Genomic DNA, 15,850 nt, shown 5'->3' on the forward strand with positions numbered 1-15,850 from the left:
TTCATTTAACAACTGATTTGGCTGTTCACTCTATATTAAAACCAGCGCTCAGTTACAACTTTTTTACGTGTATAGAATTGAACGCCATCTGTACCATTTGTACCTAAATCACCAAAGAAGGAAGCTTTATTTCCTGCAAATGCGAAGAATGCCATTGGTGCTGGAACGTTTACGTTTACACCGATCATACCAGCATCGATATTATCACGGAACGTTTGTGCATGTTTACCATTTGACGTATAAATAACCGCGCCATTTGCAAATTTAGATTGATTTGTTAATTTAATACCTTCTTCTAAATCTTTAACTCGTACAATGCTTAATACTGGAGCAAAAATTTCATCTTGCCAAATTTTCATTTCTTGATTTACACCATCAAAGATTGTCGCACCTACAAAGTAACCTTCTCCAACTTCTTCCTTAACTTTACGGCCATCTACTAATAAAGTTGCTCCATCTGCTACACCGCTATTAATATAGCCTAATACGCGCTCTTTATGAGATTCACGAATTAATGGTCCAACATAATTATCTTCGTGGAAACCGTCACCTACTTTTAACTTCTTCGTCTCTGCTACTAGTACGTCGATGAATTCATCAGCGATTTCATCAACTACTGCTACTACTGAACATGCCATGCAGCGCTCTCCACTACTTGCGAATGCAGATCCAATTACACCTTGCACTGTTTTCTCAAGGTTGCAATCTGGCATTACAATCGCATGATTTTTTGCACCAGCTAACGCTTGTACACGTTTTCCGTGTTTCGTACCTGTTTCATACACGTAACGAGCTACCGGCTCAGAGCCAACGAACGAAACAGCTTGAATATCTTTACTTTCTAAAATGCTATTTACAACATCTTTTCCGCCTTGTACTAAATTTAATACCCCTTTTGGAAAACCAGCTTCATAGAATAACTCTACAAGTCGCTCTGCTAAAAGTGGCGTTCTTTCAGATGTTTTTAATACGAACGTATTACCGCAAGCAATTGCAAGTGGGAACATCCATAATGGAATCATCATTGGGAAGTTAAACGGTGTAATACCAGCAACAACTCCAATTGGATAGCGCCAAATCGATCCATCAATGCCGCTAGCAATATTCGGAAGAGCTTGTCCCATCATTAAATTTGGTGCTGATGTTGCAAGTTCTACCGCTTCAATCCCGCGCTGCACCTCACCAGTTGCATCCGTTAATGTTTTACCATTTTCTAGCGTAATGATTTTAGCAAGCTCTTCTTTGTTTTCTTGTAAAAGCTGTAAATATTTATATAATTGTCTTGAACGATTCGGAACTGGTACTTTAGACCATGTTTCGTATGCTACTTTTGCCGCTTCAACAGCTTTTTCAACATCTTCTTTCGGAGATAGCGGAACGTAAGCGATAATTTTTCCAGTCGCCGGATTTGGAACTGCTTCTACTTCTGTACCAGTAGATTCTACCCACTCACCATTAATATGATTTTTTACTCGTTTAATTTCAGTTGTAATCATTATATTCTCTCCTTTTTTATGATGTATATAAGTCTATTATTTTTGATTAGAAATTAACTGTTCACTAACTTTCTTATATAAAGCAGCCATATCGTTTTCACCATACCCTGCCTCACTTGCTTCTTCATATACGTTTAATAGCATTTCGCTTACTGGTAAGTGAAGTTCGCTTTCTTTCGCTAAATCTACTGCAAATCCTAAATCTTTCTTTAATAAATTCACAGTAAAGCCTGGATCGTAGTTTTCAGTTGCAATGAAACTTTTATAATTACGCTCATAAATTCTACTTTGACCGTAACTTACATTTAAAATATCAAACATTTTATCTAAATCCATATTATTCTTTTTCGCTAATGTTAAAGCTTCACTCACACCAGCTGTATAAAAACCAATTAATAGGTTATTAATTAATTTAACTGTTGTGCCACTATCAATCTGCTCACTAACATGGAAAACATTCGCGCCTAGTACGCCCATGATAGATTCCGTTTTCTCATACACTTCTTTCGATCCACCAACCATAAACGTTAATGTACGGTTTTCAGCTCCAATTACCCCACCACTAACAGGCGCTGCTAAAAAGTCTACTTTCTTTTCCTTTGCAGCTTCCTCTAACTGTTTGTTTAATTGTGGAGATACAGTACTGGTATCAATTAAAACTACATTCGAGTGGCTATTTTCAAATAATCCTTCTTCCCCAAAATACACCGCTTCAACAGCGCGAGGTGAAGGTAAACTTGTAAAAATCACATCGCATGTTTCTGCTAGTTTCGAGATTGATAAGCCAATAATTCCTCCTTCATTTTCAAAGGAAGCTTCGGCCTCTTTATTTAAATCCACACCGTATACTGTGTAACTTAATTTAACTAAATTTTTAGACATTGGAAGACCCATGTTACCTAAACCGATAAAGCCAATCTTTTTCATATCGCTTTCCTCCTATTTACACAATATACTTTCCGCGATTTATAATAGCTTTCGCAATTTCTCTCTTTTTCGTAAACACGTTCGTGTATAAAGGCACTAATAATTGACGAATTTCAGCTAAAATTACGTGTCTATCTTGTTCTTCTGTGACAGCCGCTGAAAGTATAGAAATCGCTGCTTCTTCTATTTTACGATAGCCTTCTTCACAAATAACATCAGTTATCATTTGTTTCGTACGCTCTTTCTCTTCACCATTTTTACTAATTGCTTTCCTCGTACGTAAAAATGCTGATTCCATGACGTACACGTCCGTTAACATATTTGATAATACACGTGAATATTCTTGTTCTTGGTCAATTTTTAACCCTGGAGTTTTAGAGAGCGTTTTCAAAGATTGTTTCAACAATTTTTTCGATAATAAAATGTAACGATGGTTTCTTTCAACATTTGCTACATCAACTTCTACTACAGTATCTTCAATTTGTTCCATTTGCTTCATTAACATTTTAGCAACTGTTAATCTATTAATTTCGTTCGTTCCTTCAAAAATACGACTAATTCTAGCATCACGATATAATCGTTCTACCTCGTACTCTTGCATATAACCGTAACCACCATGAATTTGTACAGCTTCATCTACGATATGACCAAGTGTTTCAGAAGCATTTACTTTATTAAGTGCACATTCAATTGCAAATTGAGACATTTTCTTCATAAGATCTTCATCACTCTCATGAATTGCTTCATCAATGACACCTGCTGTACGGTAGGCTGCACTTTCTGCTCCATATGTAGCAATGATCATATTTGCAATTTTCTCTTGAATCATCGTAAAATCTACTAATTCCGTTTGGAACTGTTTTCGCTCTTTTCCATATTGAACCGACAAACCAATTGCTTGTTTTGCTGTTCCAATATTTCCAAAAGCCAGCTTTAGTCTAGCGAAGTTAAGAATATTAAGAGCTACGTGATGCCCTTTTCCAACTTCCCCTAAAACATTTTGAGCAGGGATGACAACATCTTCTAAAATTAGGGTAGCCGTTGAAGAACCTTTAATCCCCATTTTCTTTTCTTCTAATCCAATGGATACACCTTCACATGTTCTTTCGACAATAAACGCTGTCATTCCTTTATTTGTCTTCGCAAAAACAACGTATACATCTGCCATATGAGCATTTGTAATCCACTGCTTCTCACCATTTAACTTCCAAGCAGTACCATCTTCATTTAATACTGCACTTGTTTTTGCACTTAAAGCATCAGAACCAGCATTTGGCTCAGTTAAAGCATAGGCCCCAATCCATTCTCCAGACGCAATTTTCGGCAAATATTTTTCTTTTTGTTCTTTCGTTCCGTAATATATGTAAGGCAATGTACCTACACCAGCGTGTATATTAAAGGAAACACTAAATGCACCAGCGTATCCCATTTTTTCTGCTACAAGCCCTGAAACTGCCTTTCCTAACTCAAATCCGCCGTACTCTTCTGGGACTTCGATACTTAATAATCCAAGTTCTCCAGCTTTCTCAAATAATTGACGAGAAATTTTATAGTTATGTTGTTCTATATTCTCCATTTGTGGAACAATTTCTTGTTTAACGAATTGTTCTGTCGTTTTTGCGATTAAATCTTCATCTCCTGAAAAATCTTCGGGCGTAAAGAAAGTATAATTCACATCTTTATTAAGTGAAAAAAATTCATCCCACGGTAACTTTGTTTTCTCCATCTGAATCCCCCTATCATTTCAGCCTTACTTGCTACTACGTATGCTCGTCTACGATGAGTGGAATTTCTTATTTTTGAAAACAGAAGGCGATGAATTGTCACATCAAGCAGTTCGTTTTGCCAAAGATGTATTCTCATCGCCTTAGTTGTTTTATCTATTGATCCTCTGATAATACTGTTTTTGCAATTCCAGTATCTAGTTCTTCAAAGTCATGATATGAAATTGTTTCATATAACTCACTTCTCGTTTGCATACTTGAAAGTGCATCTTTTTGAGAACCTGTTTCCTTAATTAAAGTAAACACATTCTCATATGCTTTCGCTGCAACACGAAGTGAAGTTACAGGATAAATAACCATTTGGAAGCCCATATTTGCAAATTCCTCTGCACTATAATACGGCGTTTTCCCAAACTCAGTCATATTCGCAAGTAAAGGCGCATTTACTTTACTATTAAATAGACGGAACTCTTCTTCTGATTGAAGCGCTTCAGGGAATATCGCATCTGCACCTGCGTTTACATAGGCGTTTGCTCTTTCGATCGCTTCATCTAAGCCTTCTACACCGCGAGCATCTGTACGTGCCACAATATATAAGCTTGGTGCAACTTCTTTAATCGCTTTAATCTTTTGAACTAATTCTTCTGTAGTAACAAGTTTCTTACCATTTAAATGTCCACATTTCTTTGGTAATTGCTGATCTTCAATTTGAACAGCTGCTACTTTCGCTTCCATCATTTCTACTGCAGTTCTCGCTACGTTTAGTACACCGCCAAATCCCGTATCAATATCAACAAGAACTGGTAAATCTGTAGCTCTTACTAGATCTCTTGCTCTTTCTGCTACTTCAGTAGACGTCACGATTCCTAAATCTGGTAGCCCTTTACTTGCAGTATAAGCAGCTCCCGATAAATATAAAGCTGAAAAACCTGTATTTTTCGCAACAAGAGCAGCCATTGCATCATGAGCACCTGGAATTTGCAAAATCCCATTTGCTTCTACTAAAGCTCGGAAGCGATTCGCAAGCTCCTCTTGTGTTGACTGTTTATTCACAACCCAAGCCATTCTAAATTCCCCCTATTATTAATTTAAGAATAGATCTACAAATTCGTTTACATTCATATTTTCTAGTTTTTCTTCATTTAGACAAACTTCATGAATTTGTTCTTGTTGCTTACTAGAATAATGACCTGCCATATTTGCAGTGAACTTTTGAACAACTTTTGGAATTGCTTCGTCTCTACGGAAACGGTGACCAAGTGGATATTCACATTCCACGTTTTCTGTTACAGTGCCATCTTTGAAATGAACTTGAACAGCGTTGGCGATTGAGCGCTTGTTCGGGTCAAGGTAATCTAAACTGTACTGTTTGTTTTCAACAACAACCATCTTATTACGTAATTCATCTACACGTGGATCATTTGCTACTGTATCCTCATAATCATCCGCAACGATATCTCCTTTTAATAAACCAATTGCCGTAATATATTGTAAGCAATGATCACGATCAGCTGGGTTATTTAATGGACCTTCTTTATCAATAATACGAATTGCTGATTCATGAGTTGTAATTGTAATACGATCAATTTCATCTAATCTTTCTTTAATTTCCGGATGTAATTTCACAGCACATTCTGCAGCTGTTTGCGCATGGAATTCTGCTGGATATGAAACTTTAAATAATACATTTTCCATTACATAAGACTCTAACGGTCTTGCTAACTTTAATTCTTGTTTATTGAATAATACATCTTGGAATCCCCAGCCTGGTGCAGATAATGCTGTTGGATAACCCATTTCACCTTTTAGAGCAGTCATTGCAAGATGAACACCGCGGCTTGTTGCATCACCTGCTGCCCATGATTTACGTGACCCAGTATTTGGAGCATGACGATATGTACGAAGACTAGAATTATCAATCCACGCATGTGATAATGCATTAAAGATTTCTTCACGTGTTCCACCAAGCATTTTTGCAACTACAGCAGTTGTTGCTACTTTTACGTATAATACGTGATCAAGACCAACACGGTTCAAACTATTTTCTAAAGCAAGTACACCTTGAATTTCGTGTGCTTTAATCATCATTTCTAATACTTCACGTACTTTTAATGGTTCTTTTCCTTCTGAAATACGAACACGGCTAATATAATCTGCAACAGCTAAAATTCCGCCTAAGTTATCAGATGGATGTCCCCACTCTGCTGCAAGCCAAGTATCGTTATAGTCTAACCAACGGATCATACATCCGATATTAAATGCACCTTTCACTGGATCAAGTACATATGACGTACCTGGTACACGTGTACCATTTGGCACGATTGTTCCTGGTACAACTGGTCCTAGTAATTTCGTACACTCTGGATATTGAAGTGCTAAAATACCGCATCCAAGAGTATCAAGTAATACGTAACGAGCAGTACTGAATGCTTCTGCACTTGTTACCTCTTTATTTAATACATAATCCGTAATTTCTTCTAATAATGCATCTTTTTGTTTAATTTCATTTGTTTTAATCATGCTATTCTTCCCTTTCTGTCGAAAATTCGTTATTATTAATGATGGGTGTCGGTCAAACACCCATCTGGCGGGCGGCGCTAACAACTCCCCAGTTGTTCTTATTTACTAAGCACATGTCGCTCGCCAATATAATTTACACGTGGACGGAACAATCGATTGTTCGCATGTTGCTCAATTACGTGCGCACATAGTCCCACTGTTCTAGAGCTAAAGAAGATTGGTGTGTAAAGTTGAATTGGGATACCAAGCATCCAATATACTGGAGCTGCATAATAATCAAGGTTCGGATAAATTCCTTTTTCCTTCTCCATAATCTTTTCTCCAGCTTCACACATTTCATATAGTGTATAATCACCTTTTACATCACATAACTGCTTTAAAGCTTCCTTCATCATCAGTGCTCTTGGATCCATCTTCTTCATGTACACACGATGTCCAAAGCCCATAATTTTTTCTTTGTTATATAATTTCTTCTGTAACAACTCTTCAAACTTCTCAACATTACCAGCTTCTAACAACATGTACATAACCGCTTCGTTCGCACCACCGTGTAAGCTACCTTTTAAAGATGCAACTGCACCTGTTAAAGCGCCATATAAGTCCGATTGCGTTGATGCAATAACGCGCGCTGTAAATGTAGAGTTTGGCATTTCATGTTCACTATATAAAACAAGGGAACGATCAAAGATCTTCTCCTCAAGTTCAGTTGGTTTTTTACCTGTTAACATATAGAAGAAATTCGCGCTATATGATAATTCTTGAAGAGGCTGGATTGGCTCTTCATTATTTAAAATATGATAGCTATTCGCTACAATGTTTGGTACCTTGCTCAATAATTTGTACCCGCGGCTTTTGTTTACTTCTAACGAGCGGTTTTCGATATCATTATCGTAACCAGCTAATGCGGACACACCTGTACGCAATCCATCCATCGGGTGCGTTTCTTTCGGTAATGCCTTTAATACGTTGAATACACCTTCTGGTACCGCGTATTCTTCTTTTAATTTCTTTTCAAGTCGTGCTTTTTCATCCTCATTCGGTAGATGTTCTTCCAATAAAAGGTGCACAATGTCTAAATACTCTTTTGTTTTTGAGAGTTCGATTAAATCATACCCTTGAATTACAATTTCACCTTTCACTGTGTCAAGAAACGAAATTTTCGTCTCCGCTGCCACTATACCATCTAATCCCGGGGAAAATTTTTCTTCAGCTTTCATCATTATTTCCTCCAATCCTAATAGATCTTCGTGCACATAACTGTAAGCCTTTACAAAATCGTGAAACTACATTTCTATTTCAATGTATCAGAGTTTTTAGAAGATTTCAATTTATTTTATAATGATAAGTTTCCTATACTTTTACCGATGTAACAATACAATTTTTCAAAAATAATTTTCACATTTTATAAAGAAAGGACTGACTTCTTTATGTGTCTTATTAAAACAAAATATAAGGATGACTCAGAAAATCCCACAGAATATATCATTCAACCAATTTTTTAAGAAAATAAAAAAAACGAGCTGTACACATATACAACTCGTTTCTACATGATATTTATTTCACTATCTCATCAATATAATTCTTATATAAAATTTATTTATTTTTAAAAAAGTTATTATTTCACATAATTAAATTGAATTTCTTCCGTTTCCTCATAGTAACATTTAACTAAATGATAGTTTTTAAAGTACCAAAGATTATAAACATCTCCCCAAATAGAATGACTTCTTTCTCAACTGACACGATTTCCCCATCTGATTTCTCAGAAACTATCCCTAAAGAATAGTCCGGCTGAATTGAACTATTATTATGTTATCCTTTAACCATTGTAAATCGTTAAGTTCAATTGAAATTTTCATCTTTGTTACTCCCGTTTACGCAAATTCTTTTTTACCTAATCGCTGTTTTACAAAAATGACAAAAATAATGAAAGCGATTAGTCCTGAAATTGCACTACCTGCAAATAAAATACGGTAACCAAACATTTGCGAAACAACTCCAAGTAAAATCGCACCAAGTCCAATCCCTAAATCAAATGCAGTAAAGAATGAAGCGTTAGCAACTCCTCTTTTACTCGGATCAACAATTGTAAGCATCGCTGCTTGTAATGCGGGCTGTGCTGAACCGAATCCAACACCGTATAATGCAGCTGCGATAACTACCCCTATTAAACTATTTGAAATCGTTAATACAACTATCGCGATAATCGTAATACATAGTGCCGGGAGTATAATAAATACTTCTCCATACTTATCTAATAGTTTTCCTGAAATTGGTCTTACAATCGTTAAAGTAACTGCATATACAAGAAAGAATGTCCCAGGATTCACATCGATTGAAGATGCAAATAGCGGTAAAAACGTCGTAATTCCTCCATATGCAAATGATAAAAAGAAAACTACAATTGTAATGGATAGAACCGATTTTTCAAACAACTGCATTTTCCCTTTTTCTTTTTGTGGTGTGAATGGCATTTTCGTCATGAACGATAATAGGACTGCCATAAAGGATAAAAGAGTTGCCAACAAGAATAGGCCGTGAAATGAATAATGTTGTACAACCGATAATCCAATCATTGGGCCGATTGCCATTGCAATTGTCATAGCCATCCCGTACCAACCCATACCTTCACCACGGCGTGAATCTGGAATAATATCAGTTATCGCTGTTCCAACAGCTGTTGTAGAAACAGCCCATGTCACCCCATGAATAACACGTAAAACAGCTAAAAGAACAATAGTCGATGCTAAATTATAAGAATACATCGTTATCCCAAAAAAGACGAGTCCGAAAATAATAAAAGATCTTCTCCCATATTGATCTAACATTCCTCCGATAATCGGTCGTATTACAACTGCTGCTATTGTAAACATTCCCATCATAAGTCCAACTTGTGATTCATTGCCGCCTATCTCTTTAATAAAGAGCGGGAGCGTTGGTACAAGTAAATAAAATCCTGTAAATAAAAATAACATTGCGAAAGTCATTTGAATAAATGATTTCGTCCATAATCGTTCCATTAAAATTCCTCCATAAACACGTATATTCTTGCAATTAACACCTCCATTTTACATTTTCTTAGTCCCTTTTCCCTCCGTAAATAGACGTAACTTTTTATAATAAATGGTCCACCATCAATATAAATTGGTCTTACAACTTTATAAGTATACATTAGCCTAAAGTCCTATCTATATGTACCTTTATACGCGTGAAAAGAATATACTACTTTATTATCACAACTTAGGAGTGATTATGTTATGTGGGTATCTTCAAGAGTAACTGCCGTAGTTCCTTCGACTCCTGGGATACACGTTCCCGCCACTCATACAGCTAGTTCCGATGTCGGTATTGAACTTCCCGCAACTTGGCAACAATATCAAATTCCCGGTCAAGTTACCCCCTCATTTTGGCATCATGGCGCACATCCAAGTAGTACTACCTTTCAAAGCCAAAGTTATCCTCCATTACCTCAGGCTCAAGTTTTTTATCATTTCCCTTCCGTTTATTTCCAAAATTTCTATGGTACTTTTAACATTTAAACGAAAAAAGCACTTAAGATTTGTAATGTTTACAAATCTTAAGTGCTTTTTTGTACTTTTTATAAAGTTTTCTTATTGCCCATTATTAGCAGGGACCTCTCCTGCATTCCCGCCAGTATCTGGTTGTGTCGTCGCTGGTGGAGTTGTATTACCTTGCCCCCCTCCATTATTTGCTGGAGGTGTCGTATTTCCTTGGCCTCCTCCATTATTCGCTGGAGGTGTTGTATTTCCTTGACCTCCTCCGTTATTCGCTGGAGGTGTCGTATTTCCTTGGCCTCCTCCATTATTCGCTGGAGGTGTCGTTCCTTGGCCTCCTCCGTTATTCGCTGGAGGTGTCGTTCCTTGGCCATTTCCATTATTTTGTTCATTTTGTTTCTTTTCTTCTTCTTGTTTCTTTTGCTCTTCTAGTTTCTTTTGTTCTTCTTGCTTCTTAAGTTCATCTTGTTGCTTTTGTTCTTCTTGTTTTTTCAGTTCTTCTTGTTTCTTTAATTCTTCTTGCTTTTTCTCTTCTTCAGTTTTTTGCTGTTGATCTTGTTTTGGTTGTTCCGTTGTATCCGGTACGCTCGTATTTGGAGAAGAATCACGTTTTTCACCTTTTATACGTAACTCACTACCTTCTTGAATAACAGTACTTGGCATTTTAAAGCGTGATTTATCTGTAGCCATTTCACTCATCATTTCTTTAAAGATCAATTGTGCAATTTTCGTATTTTTACTACTAATATACTCGTCTTTACCATCTTTCATATACCCAGTCCATACTGCCATCGTATATTGCGGCGTATAACCTGCAAACCAACTATCACGAGTTGCACTTTCTGGAATATTAAATTTCGCTAATTGTTTTGAATCATAGTTTGTTGTACCCGTTTTACCAGCTACATCTAAAGAACTAATATTTGCCGCTGTACCAGTACCTGATGTCACCACTGAGCGAAGCATATCAGTAATCATATATGCTGTAGAGTCAGCTATAACTTGTTTTGGTTTTTGTCCAAAACTTTGTGACTTGCCGTCTGGATAAACTACTTTCTTAACAAAATGCGGTTTCGTATACTTTCCACTATTACCAAATGTCGCATAAGCACCCGCTATTTCAGTTGGCGATACTTCGTTTGTACCAATAGCTGTAGATTCTGCCGGCGCTTTATTAAATGTAATACCTAATTTCTCAGAGAATTCCTTTGATTTATTAAGTCCTACTTCTTTCGCAGTTTTAACTGCTGGAACGTTACGTGACATTTTTAACGCTTCACGCATAGTAATTGGGCCTAAATGACTTCTGTCCGCATTTCGAAGTTCTTGTCCAGTTGAATATTTAAATGGAGAATCATCAATTTGATGATACGTAGCCCATTTTAAGTATTCAATTGCAGGACCGTAATCAAAGATTGGCTTCATCGTCGAACCAGCTGCACGATCTAATTCAATTGCCATATTATGCCCTTTAAATACTGCTTTATTTTCACCGCGTCCACTACCTATAGCACGAACCTCACCTGTTTTCGTATCCATAAATGTGAAAGCACCTTGGAATTTATCATTTGGATAATTAATAATATTTGTATTTAAAATATTATCAGCTAATTTCTGTGCTTTTGGATCCAAAGTTGTATGAATTTCTAAACCATCTGAGCCAATATTAGCATCGGGCAATTCTTTTTCTACTTCTTTCACAACTGCATCCATAAATGCAGGATATGGCATTGCTTGAAGTTCAGTTGCAGGTTTAAGACCATCCGTTACTGAAACTTTCGATGCTTCTTCCATTTCTGCTTTTGTAATATAACCATGTCGATTCATTAATCCTAGTACAACATTTCTTCTTTCTGTTGCCCTTTGAACATTTTCTGTTTTCGTTGGATCATAGTTATTCGGCGCTTTTGGTAAACCTGCAAGCATCGCAACTTCTGGTAATGTTAACTCCTTTAAATCTTTATCATAATAGTTTCGTGCTGCTGTTGCGATACCATATGAACGGTTTCCTAAATTAATTTTATTTAAATACATTTCTAAAATTTCATGTTTTGAATACTGTTGTTCTAGCTTATACGCTAAATATATTTCCTGAACTTTACGTTTTGATGTTTTTTCCATCGATAAGAAGTAGTTTTTAATAACCTGCTGCGTTATTGTACTTCCACCTTGTGAACCGTAATCTCCTTTAAGACTCACCAAAACAGCACGGGCAGTACCTTTAAAGTCTACTCCACTATGCTCATAAAAACGTGCATCTTCAGTTGCTAAAAATGCATTTTCTACTAATTTAGGAATTTGATCATACGTAACATTCGTCCGTTTTTCTTTCCCGTATTCATATACCAAATCGCCATTTTTATCATAAATTTTTGAGGATAACGGATTAACAAGTTTTGCTTTCTCAAGTTTTGGTGCATCCTTAATCATTACGAAGAAGGTAGCAACCCCCGCCACTAAACCAACAATACCAAGTAATAAACAAGTAATCAAAAACTTACGAAAGAATGATGTTTTACCTTTTGGTTTTTGTGTTTTAGACGCTGGCTGTTTTTTCTTTTTAACTTGTCGTCGCTCCTCTCGAGAACGATAATTTTCTGACATGTTACTTTCTCCTGCCTTTCAATTCTCCCGTTGATTTACTTAAAAATATTGAGGTCACTTTCTAAAATGAATTTAATTAAGAAAGTATATTGACCTGGAGCATTCAATATTTTCCTAATTCACAGATTATAAATTTTAGAATTCTTCTTATACAAACTATTTTCACTTCTATTTTCCTAATAATGCTGCCCCTTGAAGCATAGAATGTAAAAAGTGAATTTTTCATACCTCGTATAAATAATATACCTTTTTTTCAAATGGTCAATATTTTCTTATTTATAAATCAAAGGTGAAATAAAAATAGCACAATGATATGTACTTCGTGTGAACTTCCTTATCATTACGTATAACGAACATTTAATATATTGTATATAAGTATAATACCCCTTTAATTATAAGGATTTCAACACCACAACCACAACATCTACAAGAAATTATTAAAAATGAAAAGTGAGGAGTTGCATAATGATGAAGCTATCTCCCGTGAGTTCCAAAAATATTGTTGCTGTTGGCTATAATCCTTTTTCTATGATTTTACGCATTCAATTAAAGAATGGAATGTATGATTTCTTTAACGTGCCTGAAAACATTTACACCGGTTTATTAAGCGCACAGTCTAAAACGAATTATCACAATACTTATATTAAAAATTCTTACCGCTATACTAAAATTTAAACTTAGACAGAATGAAAAAAAGAAAGGAGGTAGTCCCCCCTTTCTTTTTACAATCATTTCACGACTTAGCTATCTTCTATTCCTCTTATTCATTTCATCATATGCTTGAATTTGTTTTTTTAATCTCCGGTCTGCTTTTTTATCATGTACAACTAATATCGCATGTATAACTCCTGGAACCCAAAATATTAATGTTAATAGGAAGTTAATTATCGCTTGAAATGGTTTTCCGCAAAATAATACGGCTACTGGTGGTAGTAGAATTGCCAGTAAATACATCATCTCTTGAAAACTCCTTGTTTTGTATTTTTTATCTCTCTTCTTATCATACGCTCACAAAACCAATTATTTTTATATTTCATACATTCCAATTAAGCATAAAAAACTTTTCTACTCTTATATATTCTATTCCAATGCCTAAAAACCTACTACTTTAATCTTACCACGTATGTAAAATTGAAATCCCCCTTCCTTTATCAAATGTGTATTTTCATATTTTTATTTTTTCTAATCTTTCTTCTTTCTCTATTATAGTTAATCCAATCGCAGAAATAATAGTTCCTATTGCTTGTATCCAAATACCAATGAGTGCTATTATCTTCTCATCTTTCTTATCAACCATACTGCCCTCATTTTCTATTTCATTCTTTGATACATTAATAATACCTTGATACGCTTGAAGTCCCGCACCTAAACTTTGCAAAGAATTACCTAGTATTATAATTCTCTGTATTGCTTTCATCTGAAGCAAAGCTGCTTCTACTCCTAAAAAAGCACCAATCGATTGTAAACTGTTCCCGACAATTATGAGATAATCATTCTCTTTCAATTGTTTATTTATATTAAAATATGTTCCTATTACATTTGATATATTCCCTAATGCTAATAATTCAATGCCCATTTTATCAAGCATTTCACTTTTATTCTCCAAACACATATTTTGATTTTCTCTTTCAGCTTCATCTCCGGTATCATTACTCGCTATTATTTGTAATATATAACCGAGGGCTTGTAATGAGCTTCCTACAATTACAATCTTCGATTCAACTTTCTCTTCTCCAAGAAATTCTCTTGTCGCCCCAATAGCCGCAGTAAGATTTCCTCCTACTTGAAACCATGCTCCTGTCACTTTTAAACCGCTTGGATTCATTTTTATCACCTATTTAGAAATTTTCTAGTGCTTTTTTCGCCATACACAAACGGCATCCTTTATCTCATATTTATTTTCTATATGTAATTTTGTGCATTCTAAAACGTGTTAATCATACAAAAAAGCGTATATCACTGAAAATATGCTAATTAAAAGATACGTATACAATTCAAAATATATTTACATACATTCTGGGCATGTCAATGAAGCTCCATTTTTATCTATTGTTATATTTAATATATATTGAATCGCGTGATGTGACCACATTTCAGGTGTGGGTGATTCATTTACATACTCTGGTGCACATGAATACAGCATTGGGGTCCTGATACTTCCGCCCGGATCTAAAGCAACAACAGCCATACCATAGGGTAATTCAAGTGCCATAGATTTCGTGATACCTTCAATTGCAAACTTTGAGGCACAATATGGCGCCAGCTCAGCTTCTCCCTCTCGGCCCCAACTAGAACTCATATTAATAATCATTCCTTCTTTCCTAGCTACCATCGCTGGGACAAATGCCCTAATTACATTTACTACACCATTTACGTTTACATTCATTACATTTTCGAATTCTTGAGCTGTTACTTTCCACAGTGGCGCATTTTTATTAACAATCGATGCATTATTTATTAACAAATCAGGTGCTCTATATCTATGAAGTATATAATTCGCCCAATTACTTACTTGCTGGGAGTCTGAAACATCGATTATTTGAAAATCATGTATATTACCGTAATATTTTTTCAATTCTTCAATTTTATCTTTTGAACGTCCACAGCCATATATATTCCATCCCAATTCATGAAATCGATCAACCATTGCACGACCTAATCCTTGCGTCACTCCTGTAATCATTACAATTTTTCCAGTTTCGTTTCGCTGCATATACCTCTCCTCCTTTATAAAATTTTACACTCTCCCTTTTCATTCAGCCATTTACTAAAGTATCAACTCATTTCATACTTTAGTAGGAGTTTTTATGTAAGCAAAAAGAGTAACCATAACAGTTACTCTTGCTTATATATCAAAAAAGTCATTATTTATTTCGTTATTGCTTTTATATTTCAGCTTCTCTTTCCCGCATTTCTCACACCGATACATAAAAGCTACACCAAGATTACTTCTTTTCAAATCTTCATTATCCTGCATCTTAATAAAACCATGTTTATGCTTACAGTGAGATTCATCTGAAAAAATTTCAAACTAATTTTTCATCATAGAACAGTTCACCTCTAT

At 35.5% G+C, this 15,850-nt stretch carries 14 protein-coding genes and 1 pseudogene; 2 read left to right on the forward strand and 13 right to left on the reverse strand.

The features are described 5' to 3' along the window. Window positions 1–35: 35 nt before the first annotated feature. The 8 genes and pseudogenes from JDS82_RS15640 to JDS82_RS15675 all read right to left on the reverse strand — a co-directional run bounded on the left by JDS82_RS15640 (window position 36) and on the right by JDS82_RS15675 (window position 9,687). The gene (locus tag JDS82_RS15640) at window positions 36–1,496 is read right to left on the reverse strand and encodes a CoA-acylating methylmalonate-semialdehyde dehydrogenase (RefSeq protein ID WP_000633366.1); all 1,461 of its coding nucleotides are present in this window, start codon (window positions 1,494–1,496) and stop codon (window positions 36–38) included. A gap of 36 nt (window positions 1,497–1,532) precedes the next feature. Continuing rightward, window positions 1,533–2,423 carry an NAD(P)-dependent oxidoreductase gene (locus tag JDS82_RS15645; RefSeq protein ID WP_048566462.1) on the reverse strand — a complete coding sequence of 297 codons (891 nt, stop codon included), beginning with the start codon at window positions 2,421–2,423 and terminating at the stop codon, window positions 1,533–1,535. A 16-nt stretch (window positions 2,424–2,439) separates the two neighbouring features. Continuing rightward, entirely contained in the window at window positions 2,440–4,149 is a 1,710-nt protein-coding gene (locus tag JDS82_RS15650) for an acyl-CoA dehydrogenase family protein (protein WP_199713557.1), read from the reverse strand. Window positions 4,150–4,303: 154 nt separating this feature from the next. After that, window positions 4,304–5,212, reverse strand: coding sequence for a methylisocitrate lyase (gene prpB / locus JDS82_RS15655; RefSeq protein WP_199713558.1), 909 nt, complete (start codon window positions 5,210–5,212; stop codon window positions 4,304–4,306). An 18-nt stretch (window positions 5,213–5,230) separates the two neighbouring features. Next, window positions 5,231–6,667 (reverse strand): 2-methylcitrate dehydratase, encoded by a 1,437-nt coding sequence (gene prpD / locus JDS82_RS15660; protein WP_199713559.1) that lies wholly within the window; start codon window positions 6,665–6,667, stop codon window positions 5,231–5,233. A gap of 98 nt (window positions 6,668–6,765) precedes the next feature. Beyond that, a complete protein-coding gene (gene mmgD, locus JDS82_RS15665; protein ID WP_199713560.1) occupies window positions 6,766–7,887 on the reverse strand; it encodes a citrate synthase in 1,122 nt (373 codons plus the stop codon). Window positions 7,888–8,282: 395 nt separating this feature from the next. After that, window positions 8,283–8,473, reverse strand: a pseudogene (locus JDS82_RS15670) (hypothetical protein); the annotation flags it as partial. A 68-nt stretch (window positions 8,474–8,541) separates the two neighbouring features. Continuing rightward, a complete protein-coding gene (locus tag JDS82_RS15675) occupies window positions 8,542–9,687 on the reverse strand; it encodes an MFS transporter (protein ID WP_199713561.1) in 1,146 nt (381 codons plus the stop codon). 237 nt (window positions 9,688–9,924) lie between these two features. Here JDS82_RS15675 and JDS82_RS15680 point away from each other — a divergent pair, with 237 nt between their 5' ends. After that, entirely contained in the window at window positions 9,925–10,206 is a 282-nt protein-coding gene (locus tag JDS82_RS15680; RefSeq protein ID WP_199713562.1) for a hypothetical protein, read from the forward strand. A gap of 72 nt (window positions 10,207–10,278) precedes the next feature. Here the strand turns inward: JDS82_RS15680 and JDS82_RS15685 are convergent, their stop codons facing one another. Further along, window positions 10,279–12,786: a PBP1A family penicillin-binding protein gene (locus JDS82_RS15685; protein WP_199713563.1), complete on the reverse strand. Its 2,508-nt coding sequence runs from the start codon at window positions 12,784–12,786 to the stop codon at window positions 10,279–10,281. Window positions 12,787–13,251: 465 nt separating this feature from the next. Between JDS82_RS15685 and JDS82_RS15690 the strand changes: the two genes are divergently transcribed. Further along, the gene (locus JDS82_RS15690) at window positions 13,252–13,461 is read left to right on the forward strand and encodes a KTSC domain-containing protein (RefSeq protein ID WP_000977083.1); all 210 of its coding nucleotides are present in this window, start codon (window positions 13,252–13,254) and stop codon (window positions 13,459–13,461) included. 69 nt (window positions 13,462–13,530) lie between these two features. On the opposite strand, the gene JDS82_RS15695 is transcribed toward JDS82_RS15690, so the two are convergent. The 4 genes from JDS82_RS15695 to JDS82_RS29740 all read right to left on the reverse strand — a co-directional run bounded on the left by JDS82_RS15695 (window position 13,531) and on the right by JDS82_RS29740 (window position 15,811). Then, window positions 13,531–13,743, reverse strand: a complete 213-nt coding sequence (locus JDS82_RS15695) for a YqaE/Pmp3 family membrane protein (RefSeq protein ID WP_000990230.1) — start codon at window positions 13,741–13,743, stop codon at window positions 13,531–13,533. Window positions 13,744–13,951: 208 nt separating this feature from the next. After that, window positions 13,952–14,611, reverse strand: coding sequence for a DUF6944 family repetitive protein (locus JDS82_RS15700; RefSeq protein ID WP_199713564.1), 660 nt, complete (start codon window positions 14,609–14,611; stop codon window positions 13,952–13,954). 180 nt (window positions 14,612–14,791) lie between these two features. After that, a complete protein-coding gene (locus tag JDS82_RS15705) occupies window positions 14,792–15,499 on the reverse strand; it encodes an SDR family oxidoreductase (protein ID WP_001189474.1) in 708 nt (235 codons plus the stop codon). 132 nt (window positions 15,500–15,631) lie between these two features. Next, complete coding sequence (locus tag JDS82_RS29740; RefSeq protein ID WP_346011111.1) at window positions 15,632–15,811, reverse strand: hypothetical protein; 180 nt, start codon at window positions 15,809–15,811, stop codon at window positions 15,632–15,634. Between the last annotated feature and the right edge of the window lie 39 nt (window positions 15,812–15,850).

Origin of the sequence: Bacillus cereus group sp. N14, assembly GCF_016483555.1 — a bacterium.
Lineage (GTDB): Bacteria > Bacillota > Bacilli > Bacillales > Bacillaceae_G > Bacillus_A > Bacillus_A wiedmannii.

What these genes read in the sequence shown, in the direction of transcription:
- JDS82_RS15705 (WP_001189474.1), bottom strand. Translation starts at nt 15,499, where the DNA reads ATGCAGCGAAACGAAACTGGAAAAATTGTAATGATTACAGGAGTGACG.
- JDS82_RS15645 (WP_048566462.1), bottom strand. Translation starts at nt 2,423, where the DNA reads ATGAAAAAGATTGGCTTTATCGGTTTAGGTAACATGGGTCTTCCAATG.
- JDS82_RS15640 (WP_000633366.1), bottom strand. Translation starts at nt 1,496, where the DNA reads ATGATTACAACTGAAATTAAACGAGTAAAAAATCATATTAATGGTGAG.
- mmgD (WP_199713560.1), bottom strand. Translation starts at nt 7,887, where the DNA reads ATGATGAAAGCTGAAGAAAAATTTTCCCCGGGATTAGATGGTATAGTG.
- JDS82_RS15675 (WP_199713561.1), bottom strand. Translation starts at nt 9,687, where the DNA reads ATGGAACGATTATGGACGAAATCATTTATTCAAATGACTTTCGCAATG.
- JDS82_RS15695 (WP_000990230.1), bottom strand. Translation starts at nt 13,743, where the DNA reads ATGATGTATTTACTGGCAATTCTACTACCACCAGTAGCCGTATTATTT.
- prpB (WP_199713558.1), bottom strand. Translation starts at nt 5,212, where the DNA reads ATGGCTTGGGTTGTGAATAAACAGTCAACACAAGAGGAGCTTGCGAAT.
- JDS82_RS15690 (WP_000977083.1), top strand. Translation starts at nt 13,252, where the DNA reads ATGATGAAGCTATCTCCCGTGAGTTCCAAAAATATTGTTGCTGTTGGC.
- JDS82_RS15700 (WP_199713564.1), bottom strand. Translation starts at nt 14,611, where the DNA reads ATGAATCCAAGCGGTTTAAAAGTGACAGGAGCATGGTTTCAAGTAGGA.
- JDS82_RS15685 (WP_199713563.1), bottom strand. Translation starts at nt 12,786, where the DNA reads ATGTCAGAAAATTATCGTTCTCGAGAGGAGCGACGACAAGTTAAAAAG.
- JDS82_RS15650 (WP_199713557.1), bottom strand. Translation starts at nt 4,149, where the DNA reads ATGGAGAAAACAAAGTTACCGTGGGATGAATTTTTTTCACTTAATAAA.
- JDS82_RS15680 (WP_199713562.1), top strand. Translation starts at nt 9,925, where the DNA reads ATGTGGGTATCTTCAAGAGTAACTGCCGTAGTTCCTTCGACTCCTGGG.
- prpD (WP_199713559.1), bottom strand. Translation starts at nt 6,667, where the DNA reads ATGATTAAAACAAATGAAATTAAACAAAAAGATGCATTATTAGAAGAA.